This window comes from Kordia sp., assembly GCF_965224175.1.
GTDB lineage: Bacteria > Bacteroidota > Bacteroidia > Flavobacteriales > Flavobacteriaceae > Kordia.
Map to the genome: position 1 here is coordinate 4,263,705 of NZ_OZ245041.1, position 19,803 is coordinate 4,283,507.

Below are 19,803 nucleotides of genomic sequence, written 5' to 3' on the forward strand. Positions count from 1 at the left end.
ATATTTATTCTTCTCCGAAAGTAGCACTTTCTGAAGTTACTGAGCGGTCAATTTTACGTAATAAGCCTTGTAACACCTTTCCTGGTCCAACTTCTGTAAAGTGTGTTGCTCCATCAGCAATCATTTGTTGTACGGACTGTGTCCATTTTACAGGAGCTGTCAATTGAGAAATTAAGTTCTTTTTAATTTCGCTTGCATCCGTTATCGCTGTCGTGGTTACATTTTGATATATTGGACAGTTCGGCGTGTTGAAAGTTGTATTTTCTATCGCTGCAGCCAATTCTTCGCGAGCAGGTTCCATTAAAGGAGAATGAAAAGCACCACCAACAGGTAATACCAAAGCACGTCTTGCGCCAGCTTCTTTCAACGTTTCACAAGCAGTATTAATAGCTTCAACTTCTCCAGAAATTACAATCTGTCCAGGACAGTTATAATTTGCAGCTACTACAATACCCGCAGTTTCATTACATACTTTTTCTACAATTTCATTATCTAATCCTAAAACTGCTGCCATTGTACTTTGTTGTGCTTCACAGGCTTTTTGCATTGCCAAGGCACGTTGCGAAACTAGTTTTAAACCATCTTCAAATGTTAATGCTCCATTAGCAACCAATGCAGAAAGTTCACCTAAAGAGTGTCCTGCAACCATTTCTGGTTGAAATTTGTCACCTAGTACTTTACTTAAAATCACAGAATGTAAAAAAATAGCAGGTTGGGTAACTTTTGTTTGCTTTAAATCTTCGGCAGAACCTTCGAACATTACGTCTGTAATATGAAACCCTAAAATACCATTTGCATCTTCAAAAAGATGTTGTGCAATATCTGACTTCTCGTATAAGTCTAATCCCATTCCTGTAAATTGAGCACCTTGCCCTGGAAATATATATGCTTTCATGCGTGTTTATTTTATTTCTTCTATATCACGAAGAACGTATTTTTAGTTAAAATTGTTTGGCAAAAATAAACAATTCTAAATAATGCGAAGTTTTATTAGTCCTGACTTTGTTTTTTAGTCTCAATCAATTTTCTTTTTCTTCTCTAAATTGATGTTTGGTTCTGGTGGAATTCTTTTCTTAAGAAATAATATTTGCCCTAAGTGACTTGATTGATGTTCCATGACATGAAACCAATAATAATGATTGTTAGAGTCTCTAGTCGGATTTGTTTTTTTTAGCCACTCATCATCCCTTTTTTTAAATTCTTCGAGTGTTTTGGCTCTTACTTCTCGGTATATTTTTAAGTAATATTCCACATCATGACCTTTGTAGGTTTCTCTTCCTGCATCATCTAAGTTTAGTGCAGGTCCCCAAAATTTTTCTTCTTCTTCATTAAAACCTCTATTTTCAAAGGTGTATAATTGATATATTTTTTCAGCTGCTGCTAAATGCATAATAAGTGCACCAATAGAGTTTGCTTTTTCATCGTGTAAATGATCTAATTCTCGTTGGTCAAGATTTTTAACATGATATTCAACACGATCGCTCAGATTGTTAAGCATGGAAATTAAAGTTCCGATTTGTGGACTGTATCCTTCGCGCTCTCCAATAAGACTGTAATCATCAATTTTTATATTTTTTCCTTCAATTACTAATGAATATCCTTTTTCAATAGTGTCTTTTAAAAGATTGTATGTATATCCTTTCTCAAAATCAGCATTTATTCTCTTACTATCAATATCCCATCCTGATAATTTAACACCACTTGTATTATTTTCAAAGTCAGAATTATTGATTGTTGTTTTTTCTAATTCTCCTGTTTCTATATTTTCGATATAGAGTTCAAAATTATCAAAATAAAATTTCCCATTAGACATACAAATTCCTCCAAAGACTAATCTATCAGAGTTTCCGTCAATGTATCCGTTGATTTCGTAGTTTTTCCATTCATTTGACAATACAGGTCTGTTTCGCATGTTATCAAAAAAACCATATTCATCATTTTTGGTATCAACGCGTGCATAAATGGCTCCCCAAGCTATTTTATCAAGATTTTCTACTTTTATATCTGCAGAAAGTTTGAATTTCAATTTTTTGTTTGCTTTTATTTTTATACGATATGTAAAAGATGTCCAATCGTCTTGTGCGTAGCTACTTGCGCAAAAAAATAATCCAATTAGAAAAAAGCAATAGACACTCTTTCTTGAAAAGATAGTAAAGTAATTCATTGATTAAATTTTGATATTATTCTAAATTCTCTCGTAAGTGATAAAAGAGAATTCGTAATCGTGTTTATCGTCTTTTTTGTGAAAGGTATTTGCGGTTTCTTTCCAATCTTTCATATCGATTTCAGGAAAATAAGTATCGCCTTCAAATTCGTGATGTACACGTGTTAATTCTATTTTAGTAGCAAAAGGAAGTGCTTGTTTGTAGATTTCTCCACCACCAATAATATAAGGTTCAGCATCATTTAAGGTCGCTACATTTACAGCTTCTTGCATTGTATGTACAACAATAACGCCTTTAGGCGCTTTGTAATCTTTTTGTCTTGTGATGACAACATGTGTTCTGTTTGGTAATGGTTTTGGAAAACTTTCAAATGTTTTACGTCCCATTATGATATGATGACCAGAAGTGAGTTTTTTGAAGCGTTTTAGATCATTGCTTAAATGCCAAATTAATTGATTGTCTTTCCCGATGACATTATTTTCTGCAGCAGCAACAATCATTGCTAATGAACTTCTATTGATGATTTCGGGTTTTGGTTTGTTTTCAAGTTCAGCTTTTGCTTGCTCTTCAGCAATTTTTGTTTCTTGTTCCAAAAATTTTTGCTTTAGTTTTTCAATACGATGTTCTTGTTTGGCAACTAAATTTTCAAGTTGTTTTGCTTCCCAATCTTTTCCCATGAATTTATTGGTGATGAATACATCAAATACATGAAATAAAAATATGAATAGCCAAAGTAACACAGCCCATACAAACCATTGCGTATTAAAAAGCATGATGTCTTTTCCGAATCCTAGTACTACATTTAAAAGTACTAAAAATGCAGATCCAATGATAAAAATGACCAAATGGTAGTACAGACGTTTTTTTTGTCGAATGCGTTTTTGAGCATTCTCAATAAGTGCTAATTGTTCTTGATCTATTTGGGTAGTAGGTTTCTTTTTTTTGCCAAACATGTATGCGGTTTTTCTAGTTGTTTACAGCATTTCTCAAAAGTCGATCAGCTTGTAACATAAGAGAATACGAAGTTTTTACACTAGTTCCTTGGTGTGTTCCTTGTGAAAAACGAGGAAGTGTTTTTAAAATTCGTTCTATTTCCGCTTTCACATTTGCGTTGTTAGTACGTACACCAACATTTTCTACATTTCCTTGTTTGTTAACGATGAAGCGAATGTATACAGAATTGTCTTTAGTGTTGTTTGGAATAGAGCGAGCAATGTCTTTATTAAATGCCTTCTGAATGAAGTTTTCAATCTTATCTGCGGTACATTTATTTTGTTGTTTTTTAGTACCTACACTTTTGCAACCATCTAGTTGAGGTGCATTGTCCATTACTGAAAAGTTGATTGTTCCGTTTGGAGAAAGTTTTGGCGTAGACATTTTAGTCGCATTTTGCGAAAATCCAAATTGTACAGTTAAGCAAAATAATGCAGGAATAATAAATTTTTTCATCACAATGTATATTTTTAATGTTATAAAGATACTTTTCTTTTTTGAATACAACATTCTGTAAGTATGAAAAGATAAAGTTTCACCATGAAATGCATTTTTTTTAGATGAATGTATTTTTAGGTATTTTACAAATTTACTTAAAAATATTACATAGAATATTGTTGATAATCAATAGTAAAGTGTGTAGAATCTTTACGTTTTACTGATATATTCGAAGTGGAAAATAGAACGAATACATAGCAATTTGAAAATGATATTTTGAGTTTATAATTTTTTTATCAATTCTCGTTTTACACGACTAAACCATTCGTATTTTAAAATACTAAATACAATACTGTCACGCCTGCCATCTGCAGTAGCGCAATTACTTCGTAATATTCCTTCTTCAGTACAGCCTATACTTCTCATGGCAGCAATGCTTCGTTTGTTATTATTGTCAGCTCTAAATTCAACACGTTGAACTTTCATGTGTTCAAAGGCAAATTGGAGCATTAAAAACTTACAATTTTTATTCAAGCCGGTTCCATGAAAATCTTTTCCATACCAAGTATAGCCTAATGAAACTGTTTGATGATTTTGATGGAAATCATAGAATCGAGTAGAGCCAGCAAACGTATTAAATCGCTTGTCATATACAATAAAAGGGTATGAGTTTTCTTTGACTCTTCCTTGAGTAGCTAAAGCGATGTATTCTTTTAAGTTGGTTTCGCCATTACCAGGTGTAAGCGAATATTTCCATAAATCAGGTTCATTCAATGCGTACGGGAGCAAATATTTAAAATCGTTTGCTTGCAAAGGCCTTAGTTGAACAAAACCGTTGTCTAATATGTAATTCTTTTTGAAATCGAGCAAAATCATCTCTCTTACTGTATTTGAAACGTCTTAAATATTACTTTCTAAAGTAAATGTACGTAAAACTTTGAAAGCTTTTGCTGCCATAATTGAGAATTGCACAGTTTTACTAAGCTATAAATTTAAATAGTATGACTTATGCTATACTTCTTGGCGTTCCATCAATAAATAATGATGAATTTCCTTTTTTAAGGATTTATTGTACTTTAAAAACAATAGGAAGTGTGAAGTTTACACTTACCGGAATATTTTCTATCGTAGCAGGTTTCATTCTCGGTAATCTTCTAATAACTCTAATAGCTTCTTTTTCTAATATTGGATGTGGTGCTCTCGAACGAATATTAACAGCTTTTCCTTGTTCATTTATTTTAAAAACAACAAACACTTTTACAGTCCCATTTAATTTTGCTTTTCTAGCTAATCTCGTTTTGTAATTTTTTCCAACAAACTCAGATACTTTATCAGACATGCAGCGCTTTCTTTCCTTATTAGTCTTAGTACTTTCACAACCACGATAAATAGGAGTTACTTCTGGACCACTAAACGGAATTCGTTTAGGTTTATGATCATATAGCGGAATGAAAACATTATTTTCTCTGTCTATTTTAAGAAATAAATGATTGGTGATATAGCTGTTTTGTTTTTGTGATATTGGAGCCAATTCAATCTTAAAATCTTCTAATTGAGTTTTAAGTTCTACATCAATAGGCTTCATTTCTGTTTCATAAAATTTTAATGAAGAACGTTCTTTGACAATTTTTCCAGTTTCATCAGTAGCTAGTCCAAGTTTTACAAAAATGATATCTTGTTTTGTTTTTTGTGCTACTAGTGCAGCGTCTTCTGGCTTGAGAAATTGAAATATCGCCAAACGCAATTCTTCTCTAGAACACTCATATACTTCTTCTTCAAATTGACAGCCTTGTATAACTGTAGATTCGGCAGTAATTGCTTTTTTGGTAGTATCTGTTTGCGCATTCGCTACTATTGCGAAGCAACATGCTAATCCGCATAGGAATTTTTTTAATGACATAAATGTATATAAAGTGTGAAAAATATTTTTTTAAATGGCAACAGCGCCTTTTATGCGTGGATGATGCTTATAATTAACCAATTCAAAATCATCATATGTAAAGTCAAAAATACTTTTAACTTCAGGATTTATCTTCATAGTTGGTAGCGGATGTGGTTCTCTGGTGAGTTGTAATGCTACTTGTTCAAAATGGTTGCTGTAAATATGTGCATCTCCAAATGTGTGAATGAAATCTCCGTATTCATAACCGCAAACTTGTGCCATCATCATTGTGAGAAGTGCATAGGAAGCAATATTAAAAGGAACTCCTAAAAATACATCAGCACTTCGTTGGTATAGTTGGCAAGATAATTTTCCGTCAGCTACATAAAATTGAAAGAATGCGTGACATGGAGGCAATGCTGCTTTTCCATTTGCTACATTTTCACCAAAAGAAACAGAAGTATCTGGTAATACACTTGGATTCCATGCGGAAACCATCATGCGGCGACTATTTGGATTGTTTTTTAAGGTTTCAATTACTTCTGCTAATTGATCAATACTTTCGCTATTCCAGTTTCGCCATTGATGTCCGTATACAGGTCCTAAATCACCGTTTTCATCTGCCCATTCATTCCAAATACGAACGCCATTGTCTTGAAGATATTTGATATTTGTATCTCCTTTAATAAACCATAACAATTCATGGATAATAGACTTTAAGTGTAGTTTTTTGGTAGTCACCATTGGAAAACCTTCGCTGAGGTCAAAACGCATTTGATAACCAAAAACACTTTTTGTTCCAGTTCCTGTACGATCACCCTTTTCATTTCCGTTTTCTAATACATGTTTTACAAGATCTAAATATTGTCTCATGATGTTTTGTTTTATTAGCGTTGCAATGCAGTTTTTGTAGTTAGTAAAAATAAAAAAAACGTGTTGATTATACACCAACACGTTTGTATTTTATCAATAGGTTATTAACTATAATTTATCCGACAAGCATTCCTGCAATCGTAGCAGAAATTAACGAAGCGATTGTTCCTCCAATTAATGCTTTCATTCCAAATTGAGATAATGTTTTTCGTTGTCCAGGTGCTAAAGAACCAATTCCTCCAATTTGAATTCCGATAGAAGCAAAGTTGGCAAAACCACATAGCATATACGTTGCCATGATGATAGATTTGTTATAAGTAAGATGTACAGCACTTGCTGGATCTTTTATGTCAGCCAATTGAATGTATCCAATAAATTCACTAGCTGCTAGTTTGATTCCAAGTAATTGTCCCATTAACATCATGTCTTCTTTTGCGACACCAATTAGCCACATTAAAGGAGCAAACACAGTTCCTAAAATAGCTTCTAATGAAAATTTATCATACGGAGTATTATCAGCCATCCAACCATTAAGCGAAGTAATGCTGCCAATCCAATCAAAAATACCATTAATCATGGCAATAAAAGCTACGAAAACTAATAACATAGCTCCAACATTTACAGCAAGTCTTAAACCTTCTGTCGTTCCGTTGGCAATAGCGTCTAATATGTTAGTTCCTATTTTTTCCTGAGATACTTCTACATTATTATCAACTTTATCTTGTTGTGGATATAATATTTTAGAAATTACAATCGCACCTGGTGCTGCCATTACAGAAGCAGCTAATAAGTGTTTTGCATATACAAGTTGTAATGCAGGATCATCACCTCCTAAAAATCCGATATAAGCTGCTAAAACGGCACCAGCAACTGTAGCCATTCCACCAATCATAACCAGTAAAATTTCTGAACGTGTCATCTTTTCTAAATAGGCTTTGATTAATAGTGGTGCTTCAGTTTGTCCTAAAAATATATTTCCAGCAACCGATAAACTTTCAGCTCCAGAGATTCCTAAGATTTTAGTTAAAACCCATGCCATTCCTTTTACTACTTTTTGAATGATTCCTAAGTAGAATAATACAGAAGTTAAGGCAGAGAAAAATATAATAGTAGGTAATACTTGAAATGCAAATATGAATCCGAAAGATTCAACATTCATCATGCCACCAAATAAGAATTCACTTCCCGCTTTAGTGTAATTTAAGATATTGATAAATATTTGTCCTATAAATTCAAAAGAGTCAGAAACAAACCCAAGATCAATTCTGGTATCTCCTACATTAAATCCAATATCTTTTCCTTTTAGAATAGAGATTGCTAATATTAGTTGAAATAATAAACCGATTCCAACCGTTTTCCAATTGATAGCTTTTCGATTATTACTAAATAAAAAGGCAATAATAAGTAATACAAACATACCTAAGATTCCTCGTATTAAACTTGAAGTGCTAAATCCTTCACTAGGTACAATTTGCGCTGTATCTGTATTAGTAGCTGTGACAGCTTCTTCTTTTTTCTGTACTTTCTCAAAATGATACGAAACGTCTTTTTCTTTAAATATTAAAGTAGAATCTGTAAGTGTAGTGATTTTGTATTTACGGATTGTATCTGTTGGCGTATTGTAATAAAAAACTAATAGTTTGTTTTGATAAATGTAATCTCCGCTTGCTTTTAGATTGTCTTTTGCCGCAAGCTGATATTGAAACTCTCCAGCTTTTAAGTCAAGCTTGTCAGCATTTGTAACAGGAACTAAGTTTTCGCCAGTACTGTTTTGTATAGCACTAAAATTCCATGTTCCGTCAATCTCAATTTCTTGTGCATTTACACTAAATAGTATACAAAATACTGTAATAATACTTGCTACAAATTTTTGCATGTGAAAGGTGTTTTATTTTTTGTTTTTATCTCTGTTAGAGATTTCATCTCGAAGTCTAGCAGCTTTTTCATAATCTTCATCCGCTACAGCGCCATCTAACATATTATATAATTCTTGAAGTGAGAGCGTAGCAAAAGAATTTTCGGTAGTACTCTCTACAACATCTAAATCTTCTTCTTGGTCGGTAAACAATTCGTCAACAACAATGCTTTCCTTTTCGGTATTTTCCTCTTCTTCTTTTGAAGTGAGTTTCAAGAATATACCTGCTTTATCTAAAATTGTTTTATAAGTGAAAATTGGTGCGTCAAAACGTAATGCCAAAGCGATGGCATCTGAAGTTCGAGCATCTATAATTTCTTCAATTTTATCGCGTTCACAAATAATACTTGAATAAAAAACACCGTCAACCAACTTATGAATAATGACTTGTTTTACAACGATATCAAATCGATCGGCAAAATTTTTAAAAAGATCGTGAGTGAGTGGGCGAGGTGGTTTTATCTCTTTTTCGAGCGCAATAGCAATTGATTGCGCTTCAAAAGCTCCAATAACTATTGGTAGTTTACGGTCTCCATCAACTTCGTTCAAAATAAGCGCATAGGCTCCATTTTGTGTTTGGCTATATGAAATTCCTTTTATATTTAGTTTTACTAAACTCATTTGTTCCTGAATGCATTGCTAATAAAAAAAGGCTGTCTAAAAGAAGGGATTTCCCATTTTAGACAGCCCTTAGTTGGGCACAATTTAAAAAAAATTATGCGTTATTCGCTTTAAATTCTTTCAATTTTTCGATTAGCTGTGGAACTACTTCAAAAGCATCTCCGACAACACCGTAATCAGCAGCTTTGAAGAAAGGAGCTTCAGGATCAGTGTTAATCACAACTTTTACTTTAGAAGCGTTGATTCCAGCTAAATGCTGAATAGCTCCAGAAATACCGATTGCAATGTATAAATTTGATGCTACTGGCTTTCCAGTTTGTCCAACGTGTTCTCCGTGAGGTCTCCATCCTAAATCAGAAACAGGTTTTGAGCATGCTGTTGCAGCGCCTAAAACATCTGCCAACTCTTCTACCATTCCCCAGTTTTCTGGACCTTTTAATCCTCTACCTGCAGAAACAACAACATCTGCATCAGCAATGGTTACTTTTCCTGTTACTTTATCAACTGAACTTACTTTTACACCAAATAGCGAATCGTCTAAATTTGGAGCAAAAGCTTCAGTAGCAGCGGCACCTGAATTTTCAACCAATCCGAATGCGTTGTTAGAAACACCTACGATTTTTACATCAGAGCTGATTTCTGTCATATTGAATGCTTTGTTTGTAAAAGCTGTTCTTTTTACTGTAAATGGACTTGTGCTTGTTGGAGCAGCTACTACATTTGATGCGTATCCTGCGTTTAAGTTAACTGCTAAAATTGGCGCTAGTGTTTTACTATCTGCACTTGAGCTGATGATCACAACTTTGGCATCTTCATTTCCAGCAGCTTGGTGTAATGTAGAAGCGTATGCTTTTGCATTGAAGTCTTTTAATGTATCAGCAGATACATTTAATACTTTATCAACACCATAATTTCCTAATTCAGCAGTATTCTCTGCGTTAATTGCTACAGCAGTTACTGTAGTTCCTAATTGGTTTGCAACTTCTTTTGCATATGAAGCAACTTCAAAAGCTGCTTTTTTAAATTTTCCTTGTTCTGATTCTGTATATACTAAAACTGACATAATTTTTTTTTAAAATTATCCTGAACTTGATTCAGGATCTAATTAAAGATTAAATAATTGAAACATTAAAAATGATTAAATCACTTTTGCTTCATTGTGAAGTAAGTTGATCAATTCATCAATATTTCCTGCGTCAACTAATTTTACAGCTCCTTTTGGTGCTGGCTTTTCAAACTTAACAGCAGCAGTTTCTTTAGAAGTATCAATTGGTTCAACTACAGTAAGTGGCTTTTTACGCGCCATCATAATTCCTCTCATGTTTGGAATACGAAGATCACTTTCTTCTACCAATCCTTTTTGTCCAGCAATTACTAGTGGAAGACTTGTAGATGAAGTTTCTTTTCCACCGTCTATTTCACGCATTGCTGTTGCAGAAGTTCCTTCAACTTCTAAATTAATACAGTTGTTTACAAAATTAGCGTCTGTAAGCTCTGCTAACATTCCAGGAACCATTCCACCATTATAATCAATAGACTCTCTTCCTGCAATCACTAAGTCATAACCACCGTTTTTTACAACTGCAGCTAATTGTTTTGCAACAAAAAATCCGTCTGTTGCTTCTGCATTTACACGGATTGCTCCATCAGCTCCAATAGCTAAGGCTTTACGTAATGTTGGTTCTGTTTCTGCACCTCCTACATTTACAACATCAACTGATGCACCTTGCTTTTCTTTGAACCACATAGCGCGTGTTAATCCGAATTCATCATTTGGATTGATAACAAATTGTACACCATTGGTATCAAACTTAGTATCTCCTTCGGTAAAATTGATTTTTGAAGTAGTGTCAGGAACGTGACTAATGCATACTAATATCTTCATCGGTATTATATATTTTTTAGTGTTTTGAAATTTTTTACGAAGATACTGATAATTTCCTTAAAAATACTATGCATGCATAATAAAATTCAATTATTTTTTGTTTTTAGTCTAATTTTTTGAATAATTCATAATTTATAACCGCTTTACAGGCTGATTTATTACATTTTTATAACAATTGTTGTTAAAGCCTTTTCTCTTTTTGTTTGAATTTTCTTTCGTTTGTTTGATTTGTGGCTGTTTTATTCATTTACAGATAAAAAAAGACCGGCATTATTTCGTGTTGAAATGATAGAAGATTTGCAAAAAGTTTGTGTTTTTGCTAAAGAAATCATAAAAAAACAAGTCTTCTAGAAATGTTTGATTTTGTAATTCTCATTTATGGAATTAATTGCTATTTTTGTTTTTCACTTTTTTAAAAATAACATCAATTGTATGAGAACAATACAGTTTAGAGAAGCGGTAGCTGAAGCTATGAGCGAAGAAATGCGAACTGATGATAGCATTTACTTAATGGGAGAAGAAGTTGCCGAATATAATGGAGCATATAAAGCTTCAAAAGGTATGCTTGATGAGTTTGGTGCAGATAGAGTTATTGATACACCAATTGCAGAATTAGGTTTTGCAGGTATTGGAGTTGGTTCTGCTATGGGTGGAAACCGACCTATCATTGAGTTTATGACTTTCAACTTTTCATTAGTAGGAATTGATCAAATTATCAATAATGCAGCAAAGATGCGTCAAATGTCTGGCGGACAATTGAATATTCCAATTGTATTTCGTGGTCCTACAGCTTCTGCTGGTCAATTAGCGGCAACACATTCTCAAGCTTTTGAAAGCTGGTATGCAAACTGCCCAGGATTAAAAGTAGTTGTTCCTTCAAATCCTTATGATGCTAAAGGATTATTAAAAACGGCTATTAGAGATGACGATCCAGTTATTTTTATGGAATCAGAACAAATGTATGGTGATAAAGGAGAAGTGCCAGAAGGAGAATACACAATTCCATTAGGAGTAGCAGACATTAAACGTGAAGGAACTGATGTAACAATTGTATCTTTTGGGAAAATCATTAAGGAAGCATACAAAGCAGCTGATGAGTTAGCAAATGAAGGAATTTCATGTGAGATCATAGATTTACGCACTATTCGCCCTATGGATCATGAAACAATTCTTACTTCAGTAAAGAAAACAAACAGATTGGTAATTTTGGAAGAAGCATGGCCTTTTGGAAATGTTTCTACTGAAATTGTATATCAAGTACAAGCACAAGCTTTCGATTACTTAGATGCGCCAATACAAAAAATAAATACAGCAGATACACCTGCGCCATATTCACCTGTTTTATTAGCAGAATGGTTGCCAAATAAAAATGATGTAATCAAAGCTGTAAAAAAAGTTATGTACAAGTAAATCTGTACTTTTAACATTATAAAAGCTTCATCGGCATATTTGTTGATGAAGTTTTTGTTTTTAAAAAGATAAAAATTTGAAGACTACACTAAATTGTTTTTTAGCCATCTTATTCTGTTACACAGGATTAGCACAAACGAAAGTAAGCGGAGTTATTAAGGATACAGCAGGAGAACCTGTTCCTTTTGCCAATGTGGTATTTAAAAATTCCATTATTGGAACCATTAGTAATGAAGATGGAAGATTTTATCTAGAGTCTGACGAAACGTATGATACCGTTGTGTTTTCTTTTGTAGGATACACCACCAAGGAATTGAAGTTGACAAAAAAAGTCAATTACAAAATGGAAGTTGTCTTAGAGGAAGGTGAAAAACTAAAAGCAGTTGTTGTAGTTTCTGGAAAACAACCCAAAAAGAACAATCCAGCAATTGATATTCTACGAAAAATCTGGAAGCGAAAACGATTCAATGGTGTTCGACAGTTCAAACAATATGCCTATGATAAGTATGAAAAAGTAGAGTTTGACTTAAATACTATTGATAGTGCAATGATGAAAAGTAGACTGTTTCGTGGAATGGAATTTATCTTTAATGAGATTGATACTTCTAGCGTAACAGGAAAAACATACTTACCAATTTTTATCAACGAAGCTGTTTCAAAAGTATACGGAGATAATGTTCGAAATAAAGAGAAAGAAGATTTATTAGGAAATAAAAACTCAGGATTTAGTAGTAATGAAACGATTACTGCTTTTATTAAAGATTTGTATGCTGATTATGATATTTATGATAATTACTTAAAGTTTTTTGACAAGAGTTTTACAAGTCCATTGTCGCGTACAGGAATTAATACCTACAATTATGTATTGGTTGATACTGCTTTTATTGATAACAAATGGTGCTATAATATTGTATACTATCCGCGAAGAAAAAATGAACTTACTTTTAAAGGAGATTTTTGGGTGAATGATTCTACATTCGCGATTAAAAAAATCAATCTTCAAGCAAGTAAAAGTGCCAATATCAACTGGGTAAAAGAAATTTATATTGAACAAGAGTTTGATGTGTTAAATGATTCAGTTTTTCTATTGAAACGCGATTATATGTTGTCTGATTTTGCTTTGCGAAAAAAAGAAAAATCTAAAGGAGTTTATGGAAAACGTACAACTTTGTATGATAATTATGTATTCGACCAAGAAAAACCTGCAGAATTTTACAAACAGGAAATCAATCCGTTTAATGAAGAAATCTATGAACGAGATGATGCTTTTTGGGAAGAAAATCGCTTAGAAAAATTAAATAAAGATGAAAAAGGTGTCTACAAAATGCTTGATACCTTAAAAACAGTTCCTAAGTTCAAACGTTTATATAGTTTGGCTTCTATTTTGGCTTCGGGATATGTAGAATTTGATAAGTACAATATTGATTACGGGCCCATTTTTTCAACATTCGGTTTCAATGATGTAGAAGGTATTAGATTGCGTGCAGGAGGAAGAACGTATTTTGGTCCAAATGATAAATGGCGTATTGAAGGATACGGAGCATATGGTTTTAAAGACAATCGATTCAAATATGGAATCTCTGGAAAATGGTTGTTAGATCCAAAAAATAGATTGATTGTTTCTGCCGGAAACCGTAGAGATGTAGAACAGACAGGAGTGAGTTTAACCGTAAATGATAATGTTTTGGGAAGAAGTTTTGCTTCCTCAGCCTTATTCGCAAGTGGAAATAGTGATCGACTGACAAATATTAATTTATCTACGCTAGCGGTTCAGATGGAGCCTTGGAAAAACATTACACTTCGTTTGGGAAGCTCTTATAAAACCATGCGATCTGCGTCGCCGTCAACGTTTAGTTTATCGTATATTGATCCACAAGCACCAAATGGTATTAATGATCGACTGGTGCAATCTGAATTGAATTTTTCTATTGATATGACGCCTGGAAAGAAAACTATTCGTCATGGTGTAGAACGTAAAGTGGTTAATGATGATTTTCCTCGTATCTATCTAAATTACAGTAGAGGTGTAGAAGGATTATTTAATAGTGATTTCAATTACTCAAGAATACAATTATTTTATAGACAACCTTTTCAAATAGGTGGTTTCGGTAGAACTTTTACAACGCTAGAAGCTGGAAAAACTTTTGGTACAGTTCCACTGAGTTTATTGAATGTTGTGCCCGGAAATCAAGCATATTTCTCGATACACAATACATTTTCTCAGTTAAACTTCTATGAATTTGTGACAGATACATATACTTCATTACACATAGAACATAATTTTAATGGACGTATTTTTTCTAGAATTCCACTATTACGAAAATTGAATTTGCGTGAAATTGTTGGAATTCGAGGAGTTTGGGGAAAAATTTCTGAAGAAAACGTAGCTATGAATACGCCAGCTTTCCAAAGCTTGCCATTTAGCAGCATTACGCCGCAAGGAATTGCACCAAATGATAAAATCTACTGGGAATATTCATTAGGTATTGGAAACATCTTTAAAGTCTTTAGAATCGATTTTAATTTCAGAGGAAACTACAAGAATAATATTGATGCACGACAATTTGGAGTTACTGGTGCATTTGGATTCCATTTTTAGAGAGAAAACACACATAATAATTTATAAAAAAGTGGGCTGAAAAGTTCACTTTTTTTATTGCTCAAAATAATGTTTTTTGTGTTTGAATTTTGCTTAATGTACTGATTAATAATTATTTAAATTAAGTCTTAAGAGCCTTTAATTATCGAATCACGACTCACTTTGATTGCACACATAAATTATTCACTCTAGTTTTACATCATCATTAACAGAAACCAATTATTATGACAGAAAGTATTAGTGGATTGCGGCTTAACAAGAAGTCAGTTTTAAAATTTAATAATGAATCTGTAAAAAGAGGATCATGTTTGTCGCTATCTAAAGAGTTTATTTATGCATTATAAAGCATTATGCCTTTACCAGTAAATTGCTTTTATATATCATGAAAACTGTTACACTAATACGTTAAAAGCCTAAGCATGTTTGGGGGAATGCGTTTGGGTGATAAAAAAAGCGCATCAATGTAATTGATGCGCTTTTGTCTATTTTGCTTATTATTTTTTTATCTACATTCATCTGGATTGTTGCAAGCACCTTGTCCAGGAGTTGTATTCCCATTTGCTCGTTTTGTTCTACAAAAAATGTCATCATCTAATGAAGGACAAAAACATCTCGAGAAGACAAATCTAGATCCATCATCTTCTCCTTGACCTCCATTGATTAGTGTAGTTATGTGAGCAATATTTACTTTTTTCAAATTTAATTTTCTGTGTTTTTTCATGCGATACATTTTTAATTTATAATTGATCCAAAACTATGGTTGCTATTGGAGAATATCAAAAAAAGCAAGCCTTAATTCGATAATTAGAGGGTTATTTTTTCTCTTCTAAGTTGTTGATTTTGTTTATGTTTTTGATGTAATATGATGGGTAAATACCTGTTTTGTTTTTAAAGGCTCTTGAGAAAGAATCAGGTGATTTAAAACCTAATTCTGAGGCTATAGATTTGATATCATAGGAACGAAATAATTTATCTTCTTTCAATTTTTCTAGGGCATGATTGATTCTTAAATTGGTGATATACCCAATGAATTTTTGCTGTTTTTCTGCATGAATTACTTTAGATAAATAAGCTTTATTCGTTTTTACTTTTTTCGCTACAAAATCCAAATTACAGTTTACATCTAAAAATTGCTTTTTTTGTTCAAACTTTTCTAATGCTTTTAAAATTTCATTCACTTTTGCTTCATCAATTGAGAGTTTAGATTTTGGTTTTTCTTCTTTTTTAGAAGCTATTTTTATAGCAGCTTCTTTCTTTTTAGCTTCTAACTGTTTTAATAGATGTTCAAAAGCCAAGCGATTTTTACGTTTTGATCTGTAATTTAACACATAGAATACAACAAAAGCTGCAATTAATACTATGATTATGATAACGGATGTTACATAATTTGTTTGTTGTTCTTTATTGTCCTCTTTTAACTTTTCTATTGTGGAGTTTAATAAATTCAAGTCGTATTTGCCATGTATTTTTTTGTATACTTCAATAGTTTTTTCATTTGCAGCCTTGTCTATTTTTGCAAATAGATCGTGATATTTTAAGGCATTATCGCTATCCGATTTTTTAATGTATAAATTAACTAACGCTAAATAGGTTTCAGGAAGATATATAGAAGGTTCTGTTTCGGTATTAGAAACTGAGTCAATTTTTTGGTAATACAGAATCGAAGTATCTAACTTGCTTAACTGTTGGTTACATTTGGCTAAGTAAAAATAAATAGAAGTTAATGTAGAAGTTAGTTCAATTTCTTTTGCTCCTTTTAACGCTAAGTTAAATTCATTAAGAGCTTCTTGATAGTTCTTTTTTTCATAAGATATCATGCCTTTTCGAACTAAAAAATAGTTAAACCCTTCAACATCATCATATTTTTTACTTTTTTCAAAACCGATATTATTATAATAAGTAGCAGTGTCAAGAAGTTTATTTTTCAATCCAAAGTCTTCTGTGTCAATTGCTTCATCAATATAGGTGTCACTTAATGCAATCAATGTACTCACATATGAGAAAGGCGCAAGAGTTTCGGGATTGTTTTCTTCAATATCTCTGTATATATCATAGTTTTTAATATATATACGTTTTGCTTCCTGTTCATCTCCTATAGTCGACTTTAAATTTGCGATATTATGAGTAATGTCTAAACTTAATTGTGAGGTTTCATTTCCTTTTTGAAATTCGTAAGCTTTAACATATGTTAAAATTGCATTTTCATAATCGACAGCTGTATAATAAATATTCCCTTTATAAATTAAAAATTGACTAATAATATTACTGTCTTTAATCTTTTCTTTTGCTAATAAAATGGCTTCATCTATATATCTATGTGCGTTTTCAAAACGATCTTGCCTATTTTCAGTAACTGCTAATCTTAGCAATGCAACACCTTGCGCTTTAAAATTTTGTTCTTTTTGAGCTTTTTGTAAATGAGCTTGCGCAATTTTTTGTGATTTTGAAATATCTTGATAAAAATCGTTTGCATACAAACTATCCAAAACTTCATAGGAATATTGCTCTAATAAATCATTTTTTTGTTCTTGTGAAGAAGTATTTATGGAAAAAAAGAAAACAAAAAAGAATGTAATTCTTACAAAGAATTTAGGGAGATTTTTGAAAGACATAAAATGGACTCGGTTTTAAAAACAAAGAAGTAAATATATACTACTTACAACAATAAGTATTTATTTTTTTTAAATGTTACAGAAAATTTATGTTAAGGCAATAAAAGAAGAAAAAAAATCATGCAAGTATTAAAATAATAATATAAAAAAGCCTGTATTTGGGAAATACAGGCTTCATAAATAAAGGTTGTGTTAAAATTAACCGCCGCAAACTGCAGTTGGAAATTGAGTGCATTTTTTGCTAATTAGAACTGTTTGTAGTGTTATTGTACATTCATAACCAGATATAGTGTCAGAAGGGCAGTCACACGCAGTAGGTACATCAGAAATACATACTTCAACACTTTCACAGTTCTCACAAGTTTGGCTCATACACACATCAGTTTCTCCTCCACCTTTTACAGAATTTAGATAATTAACATTAGCAATTTTAATTTTTTTTAGATTTAATTTTTGTAGTTTCTTCATTGCAATAAAGTTTTAAAATGTTATTTCGAAAATATAAATTGGATAGTCTTTGACAAAGAAAATATAGCTATAATACGTCAAATGTAGATTGCTTAATACACTTCTTAAGTGTTGATTTTATTAATGTTTTTGATGTAATAGGATGGGTAAATGCCCGTGTTCTTAACAAAGGCTCTAGAGAACATGTCAGAAGACTTAAAACCTGATTCTTCAGCAATTGATTTGATATCATACGATCGAAAAACAGCATCATCTTTCAATCTTTGTAGTGCATAGTCAATTCGTAAATTACGTATGTAATCGATAAATTTTAATTCTTTACGTTCACGAACTATTTTAGATAAATACGTTTTGTTAGTTTTTGCTTTTTTAGCTACAAAAGCCAAATCACAATTTTTATTTAGAAACCACTCTTTCTCTTCAAATTTCTCTAAAGCCTTCAAAACTTGAATTACTTTTTCATCATCAATAATTACGGATTTAGTAGGTTTTTTTATAATGGTTTTTTCTTGTTTGACTTCTAATTTTTGAATCAATTTTTGAAAAGCAATCTTGTTTTTTTGTTTGTGCTTTCTAAAAAAAATATAAAATATAATTAAGGAAAGTATAAGTATTCCAATAATCATAGAAGATTTTAAGCGATTTCTACGTAACGCTTCTATCTCTAAGTTCAAACGATCGATATCATATTTTTTATGAATATCGTCTCTAACTGTTGATGATAAATGATCGTTAATACGATCATTCTCAATATATAAATCTTGATACTTTCTAATATTTTCAAAATCTTGTTTATCCTTATAAATTTCTAATAACGCATAATACGTACCTTGTAGAATAGGATAATTAAGATCATTTTTTTGAGAAACCGAATCTGTTTTTTTTAGGTAATCAATAGCTTTGTCGAGTTGATTGAGTTTTTTGTAACAAAGACCTTTGTGGTAGTATATAGAGGTAAATAACCCAGGTTGTTTAAATTCTTTAACTTTATTTAAAGCTTTATCTAATTCCTCTAAGGCTTTATAATATTCTCCTTTTTCTTCATAAAGAACTCCTTTTGCAGTCATAAAGGTTATAAGTTGAGGTATGTTATTGGTTTTTGTCGTTTCCTCAAGCCCAAGAGCTGTGTATTTAGATGCTGCCTGTAGTAAAAAATCTTTTTTAGTAGGATTTTTTATAGCTTCTCTCAAATATGCGTCATTAAGTGCAAGAAGTGTTAATGTGAGATAATCTTCTGGGAATAAATTATTTCGATCATCTTCAGAAGTATTATTATATTTATTATAACATTTTAATAATGACTCTATAGCTGTAGCATGATCTCCAAGTTTATTCTTAATTATAGCAATATTTAAGGCAATTAAGTTTATAATGTATGGCTTGTCTCCATTTTTGTAAAAATTATATACAATAGTTAAGGATTCAAATGATTCTTTGTACTTTCCTCTACTAAATAGAATTATTCCTTTTGTCAGAATAGAATAAATCTCTAATTTTTTAAATTTAGATTTTTTACTAGAAATTGAAATAGCTTTTTCTACAGAAATTAATGCCTCTTCAATATTACCTAGTTGATCTTCAATATTACCTAACTTGTTGTATGCAACAATAATTTGCACAGAATCTTGATTCTCATTAGCAATTTCTATAATTTTTTCGATATATAATTTTGCCAAATTCCCATCTTGAGAAATTGCATTGTTAAACTTTACATTGAGTTCTTGAAAAGAATATTGATCTAATGAATCGACTTCTCGCTCTTGAGAAAACATACAAGTAGAAAACAAAAACAAGCAAAAGAATATTGTTTTTAATAAAAACGGGGGAGAAAACAAACGCATGAATATAATTGTAAAATAAATTAGATAGAGATTCAAAATGATATCTCTAAAACATTAGTGGCAGGTAATTATATATTGTTACATCAACAATTACGCAAAAC

Annotated in this window: 17 protein-coding genes; 2 read left to right on the forward strand and 15 right to left on the reverse strand. The window is 31.8% G+C overall.

Going from position 1 to position 19,803, the window contains the following annotated elements; translation table 11 throughout:
• Positions 1–4 precede the first annotated feature (4 nt).
• The 11 genes from fabD to ACOQOS_RS18550 all read right to left on the reverse strand — a co-directional run bounded on the left by fabD (position 5) and on the right by ACOQOS_RS18550 (position 10,772).
• Complete coding sequence (fabD, locus tag ACOQOS_RS18500; protein WP_420571956.1) at positions 5–895, reverse strand: ACP S-malonyltransferase; 891 nt, start codon at positions 893–895, stop codon at positions 5–7.
• A gap of 120 nt (positions 896–1,015) precedes the next feature.
• The gene (locus ACOQOS_RS18505; protein ID WP_420571957.1) at positions 1,016–2,164 is read right to left on the reverse strand and encodes a DinB family protein; all 1,149 of its coding nucleotides are present in this window, start codon (positions 2,162–2,164) and stop codon (positions 1,016–1,018) included.
• Between the two features lie 21 nt (positions 2,165–2,185).
• Entirely contained in the window at positions 2,186–3,118 is a 933-nt protein-coding gene (locus tag ACOQOS_RS18510; protein WP_420571958.1) for a dihydrofolate reductase, read from the reverse strand.
• A gap of 13 nt (positions 3,119–3,131) precedes the next feature.
• Positions 3,132–3,614, reverse strand: coding sequence for a hypothetical protein (locus ACOQOS_RS18515; RefSeq protein ID WP_420571959.1), 483 nt, complete (start codon positions 3,612–3,614; stop codon positions 3,132–3,134).
• Positions 3,615–3,878: 264 nt separating this feature from the next.
• The gene (locus tag ACOQOS_RS18520) at positions 3,879–4,370 is read right to left on the reverse strand and encodes a GNAT family N-acetyltransferase (RefSeq protein ID WP_420575165.1); all 492 of its coding nucleotides are present in this window, start codon (positions 4,368–4,370) and stop codon (positions 3,879–3,881) included.
• Between the two features lie 292 nt (positions 4,371–4,662).
• Entirely contained in the window at positions 4,663–5,496 is an 834-nt protein-coding gene (locus tag ACOQOS_RS18525; protein ID WP_420571960.1) for an energy transducer TonB, read from the reverse strand.
• A 30-nt stretch (positions 5,497–5,526) separates the two neighbouring features.
• Positions 5,527–6,351: a thymidylate synthase gene (locus tag ACOQOS_RS18530; protein ID WP_420571961.1), complete on the reverse strand. Its 825-nt coding sequence runs from the start codon at positions 6,349–6,351 to the stop codon at positions 5,527–5,529.
• A gap of 115 nt (positions 6,352–6,466) precedes the next feature.
• Positions 6,467–8,227, reverse strand: a complete 1,761-nt coding sequence (locus ACOQOS_RS18535) for a NupC/NupG family nucleoside CNT transporter (protein ID WP_420571962.1) — start codon at positions 8,225–8,227, stop codon at positions 6,467–6,469.
• Between the two features lie 12 nt (positions 8,228–8,239).
• Positions 8,240–8,887 (reverse strand): bifunctional nuclease domain-containing protein, encoded by a 648-nt coding sequence (locus ACOQOS_RS18540; RefSeq protein WP_420571963.1) that lies wholly within the window; start codon positions 8,885–8,887, stop codon positions 8,240–8,242.
• A 94-nt stretch (positions 8,888–8,981) separates the two neighbouring features.
• Entirely contained in the window at positions 8,982–9,950 is a 969-nt protein-coding gene (locus tag ACOQOS_RS18545; protein WP_420571964.1) for an electron transfer flavoprotein subunit alpha/FixB family protein, read from the reverse strand.
• Positions 9,951–10,025: 75 nt separating this feature from the next.
• A complete protein-coding gene (locus ACOQOS_RS18550; protein WP_420571965.1) occupies positions 10,026–10,772 on the reverse strand; it encodes an electron transfer flavoprotein subunit beta/FixA family protein in 747 nt (248 codons plus the stop codon).
• Positions 10,773–11,204: 432 nt separating this feature from the next.
• On the opposite strand from ACOQOS_RS18550, the gene ACOQOS_RS18555 reads away from it, so the two are divergent.
• Both ACOQOS_RS18555 and ACOQOS_RS18560 read left to right on the forward strand, forming a co-directional pair.
• The gene (locus ACOQOS_RS18555) at positions 11,205–12,182 is read left to right on the forward strand and encodes a pyruvate dehydrogenase complex E1 component subunit beta (protein ID WP_420571966.1); all 978 of its coding nucleotides are present in this window, start codon (positions 11,205–11,207) and stop codon (positions 12,180–12,182) included.
• 76 nt (positions 12,183–12,258) lie between these two features.
• Positions 12,259–14,781 (forward strand): DUF5686 family protein, encoded by a 2,523-nt coding sequence (locus tag ACOQOS_RS18560; protein ID WP_420571967.1) that lies wholly within the window; start codon positions 12,259–12,261, stop codon positions 14,779–14,781.
• A 502-nt stretch (positions 14,782–15,283) separates the two neighbouring features.
• On the opposite strand, the gene ACOQOS_RS18565 is transcribed toward ACOQOS_RS18560, so the two are convergent.
• The 4 genes from ACOQOS_RS18565 to ACOQOS_RS18580 all read right to left on the reverse strand — a co-directional run bounded on the left by ACOQOS_RS18565 (position 15,284) and on the right by ACOQOS_RS18580 (position 19,702).
• Positions 15,284–15,502, reverse strand: coding sequence for a hypothetical protein (locus ACOQOS_RS18565; protein WP_420571968.1), 219 nt, complete (start codon positions 15,500–15,502; stop codon positions 15,284–15,286).
• A gap of 91 nt (positions 15,503–15,593) precedes the next feature.
• Positions 15,594–17,393, reverse strand: a complete 1,800-nt coding sequence (locus ACOQOS_RS18570; protein ID WP_420571969.1) for a helix-turn-helix domain-containing protein — start codon at positions 17,391–17,393, stop codon at positions 15,594–15,596.
• 198 nt (positions 17,394–17,591) lie between these two features.
• Positions 17,592–17,861 (reverse strand): hypothetical protein, encoded by a 270-nt coding sequence (locus ACOQOS_RS18575; protein ID WP_420571970.1) that lies wholly within the window; start codon positions 17,859–17,861, stop codon positions 17,592–17,594.
• Between the two features lie 104 nt (positions 17,862–17,965).
• A complete protein-coding gene (locus ACOQOS_RS18580; protein ID WP_420571971.1) occupies positions 17,966–19,702 on the reverse strand; it encodes a helix-turn-helix domain-containing protein in 1,737 nt (578 codons plus the stop codon).
• Positions 19,703–19,803 lie beyond the last annotated feature (101 nt).

What these genes read in the sequence shown, in the direction of transcription:
- ACOQOS_RS18515 (WP_420571959.1), bottom strand. Translation starts at nt 3,614, where the DNA reads ATGAAAAAATTTATTATTCCTGCATTATTTTGCTTAACTGTACAATTT.
- ACOQOS_RS18525 (WP_420571960.1), bottom strand. Translation starts at nt 5,496, where the DNA reads ATGTCATTAAAAAAATTCCTATGCGGATTAGCATGTTGCTTCGCAATA.
- ACOQOS_RS18565 (WP_420571968.1), bottom strand. Translation starts at nt 15,502, where the DNA reads ATGAAAAAACACAGAAAATTAAATTTGAAAAAAGTAAATATTGCTCAC.
- ACOQOS_RS18530 (WP_420571961.1), bottom strand. Translation starts at nt 6,351, where the DNA reads ATGAGACAATATTTAGATCTTGTAAAACATGTATTAGAAAACGGAAAT.
- ACOQOS_RS18545 (WP_420571964.1), bottom strand. Translation starts at nt 9,950, where the DNA reads ATGTCAGTTTTAGTATATACAGAATCAGAACAAGGAAAATTTAAAAAA.
- ACOQOS_RS18540 (WP_420571963.1), bottom strand. Translation starts at nt 8,887, where the DNA reads ATGAGTTTAGTAAAACTAAATATAAAAGGAATTTCATATAGCCAAACA.
- fabD (WP_420571956.1), bottom strand. Translation starts at nt 895, where the DNA reads ATGAAAGCATATATATTTCCAGGGCAAGGTGCTCAATTTACAGGAATG.
- ACOQOS_RS18510 (WP_420571958.1), bottom strand. Translation starts at nt 3,118, where the DNA reads ATGTTTGGCAAAAAAAAGAAACCTACTACCCAAATAGATCAAGAACAA.
- ACOQOS_RS18550 (WP_420571965.1), bottom strand. Translation starts at nt 10,772, where the DNA reads ATGAAGATATTAGTATGCATTAGTCACGTTCCTGACACTACTTCAAAA.
- ACOQOS_RS18575 (WP_420571970.1), bottom strand. Translation starts at nt 17,861, where the DNA reads ATGAAGAAACTACAAAAATTAAATCTAAAAAAAATTAAAATTGCTAAT.
- ACOQOS_RS18570 (WP_420571969.1), bottom strand. Translation starts at nt 17,393, where the DNA reads ATGTCTTTCAAAAATCTCCCTAAATTCTTTGTAAGAATTACATTCTTT.
- ACOQOS_RS18535 (WP_420571962.1), bottom strand. Translation starts at nt 8,227, where the DNA reads ATGCAAAAATTTGTAGCAAGTATTATTACAGTATTTTGTATACTATTT.
- ACOQOS_RS18555 (WP_420571966.1), top strand. Translation starts at nt 11,205, where the DNA reads ATGAGAACAATACAGTTTAGAGAAGCGGTAGCTGAAGCTATGAGCGAA.
- ACOQOS_RS18580 (WP_420571971.1), bottom strand. Translation starts at nt 19,702, where the DNA reads ATGCGTTTGTTTTCTCCCCCGTTTTTATTAAAAACAATATTCTTTTGC.
- ACOQOS_RS18505 (WP_420571957.1), bottom strand. Translation starts at nt 2,164, where the DNA reads ATGAATTACTTTACTATCTTTTCAAGAAAGAGTGTCTATTGCTTTTTT.